Annotated in this window: 3 protein-coding genes; all 3 read right to left on the bottom strand. The window is 59.9% G+C overall.

Features of this window, described 5'->3' with window-relative positions; genetic code table 11:
• A partial coding sequence (locus EOM25_14415) for a 2-oxoacid:ferredoxin oxidoreductase subunit beta (GenBank protein ID NCC26369.1) occupies positions 1 to 321 on the bottom strand: 321 nt, incomplete at its 3' end.
• A 48-nt stretch (positions 322 to 369) separates the two neighbouring features.
• Positions 370 to 1,527, bottom strand: a complete 1,158-nt coding sequence (locus EOM25_14410) for a 2-oxoacid:acceptor oxidoreductase subunit alpha (protein NCC26368.1) — start codon at positions 1,525 to 1,527, stop codon at positions 370 to 372.
• Positions 1,528 to 1,572: 45 nt separating this feature from the next.
• Complete coding sequence (locus tag EOM25_14405) at positions 1,573 to 1,839, bottom strand: 4Fe-4S dicluster domain-containing protein (GenBank protein NCC26367.1); 267 nt, start codon at positions 1,837 to 1,839, stop codon at positions 1,573 to 1,575.
• Positions 1,840 to 1,920 lie beyond the last annotated feature (81 nt).

The following is a 1,920-nucleotide window of genomic DNA, read 5'->3' as shown; positions in this document are numbered from 1 at the left end:
GCCGCCGATGGCCAGGGCGTCTCCGTCACCCATGACCACGATGACCTTGAGCTTCGGATTGGCCATCTTGATACCTGTGGCAAAGGTCAGGGCCCGTCCGTGGGTGGTGTGGACGGTGTTGAAGTCCACATACACGGCCATGCGACCGGAGCAGCCTATGCCGGCCACCAGAACCACGTCGTCCTTGGCCAGGCCAAGGGCGTGGACGCTGCGGATGAGGGACCCCAGGACGATGCCGTGGCCACAGCCAGGGCAATAGACGTGAGGGAATTTTTTGTCGTGGCGGAGATACTGGTGGATGAGCTGTGTTTCCTGGGCCATGGCGTCAAGTCCTTGGATCCGGTTTCGTGCGGGTTCTGGGGCGAGGTCTCATGACTGGTGGCTTTGCAGGATCATTTTTTCGATTTCCTGGGGAGCGATGATGTTCCCGTCCACCCGGTTCAGGGTCAGGACACGGGTTTGTCCGTTGTTCACCCTTTTCACTTCCCGAGACATCTGCCCCATGTTCATTTCGGGAACGATGACGGTTCGACATTGCCGGGCCATGCGCTCGACGGCCGGACGGGGGAAGGGAAAAAGGGTTTTCAGTTTGAGCATGCCGGCGGGAATGCCCCGGGATCTGGCCAGGCTCACGGCCAACTCTGCCGATCTGGCCACACTGCCGTAGGCAACGACGCATATCTCGGCATCGTCACACTGGTATTCCGATGTTAGCTGAATGTCATAGTAGTACTGGTCGATTTTCCGGAACAGCCTGGTCATGAGGTTATTGACCTCTTCGGGCTTGGAGGTCGGAAAGCCTTTGGAGTCATGAGTAAGCCCGGTGACATGGAATCTGTACCCGGACCCGATGGGCGGCATGGACGGCACGCCTTTCATGGTGTCCTCGAAGGCCGTGTACCATTCGGGAGGCATGGACGGATGGACTCTGGAGAGGATAGTGTAGGCCGAAGCCGAGGGGACCTGGATTTTTTCCCTGGTGTGGGCTGTGACCTCGTCGATGAGGAGAATAACAGGGGTTCTGTATTTCTCGGCAAAGTTAAAGGCCGTGACGGTCATCTCAAGGCATTCTTGAACGTTGCATGCCGAGAGGACGATGACGGGATGGTCACCGTGGGTTCCCCAACGGGCCTGTTGGACATCGCCTTGGGCCGGGCTGGTTGGAAGACCGGTGCTCGGTCCACCACGCATGACGTTGACCAGGACCAGGGGCACCTCGGCCATGCAGGCGTAGCCGATGTGTTCCTGCATGAGGGAGAAGCCCGGTCCGGATGTGGCAGTCATGACCTTGCGTCCGGCAAGGGAGGCCCCAATGATGGCCCCCATGCTGGCGATCTCGTCCTCCATCTGGATAAAGACCCCATCGGGGATCCCAGGGAGTCGCCTGGACATTTCCTCGGCGATTTCCGTGGACGGGGTGATGGGGTAGCCGGCGAAAAAGCTGCACCCGGCCAAAAGGGCGCCCTCGACGACGGCCTCGTTGCCCTGGGCGAACAGTTCCAATGGTTTTGTTTTTGCGATTGCCATGCAGTGTGCCAGCTCCAATTCCGGTTTGAGCCGCAAGGGCCCGGTTCAGTCTTTCCGTCGGGAGTGATCTGCCTGGTCGAGGTCCGGCGGCAGGCCGACAGGTTCCTGCTTTGGGCGGACGGAGACGGCGAAATCCGGGCAATGTCGTTCGCAGAATCCGCAGTTGATGCACTGGTCCTCTCTGACGACCCGGGCCTTGCCGTCGGGGCCGAGTTCAAGGACCTCGGAGGGGCAGAAGGCGACGCAGATGCCACACCCCTTGCACCAGTCCGAAAACACCGTCACTTTCGTCAGTCCTGCTTTCCTGGGCATAATCACATTTCACGCGTTGTAGGGTTGAGGCCGCTGGGGCCATTCGATCGGCCCCTATCCCAGGCCGGGAAAAATGGCAAC

This window comes from Deltaproteobacteria bacterium (assembly GCA_009929795.1).
GTDB lineage: Bacteria > Desulfobacterota > Desulfovibrionia > Desulfovibrionales > Desulfomicrobiaceae > RZZR01.
Note: the sequence above shows the minus strand (reverse complement) of the source record. Positions and strands in the feature narration are given on the sequence as shown.

What these genes read in the sequence shown, in the direction of transcription:
- EOM25_14405 (NCC26367.1), bottom strand. Translation starts at nt 1,839, where the DNA reads ATGCCCAGGAAAGCAGGACTGACGAAAGTGACGGTGTTTTCGGACTGG.
- EOM25_14410 (NCC26368.1), bottom strand. Translation starts at nt 1,527, where the DNA reads ATGGCAATCGCAAAAACAAAACCATTGGAACTGTTCGCCCAGGGCAAC.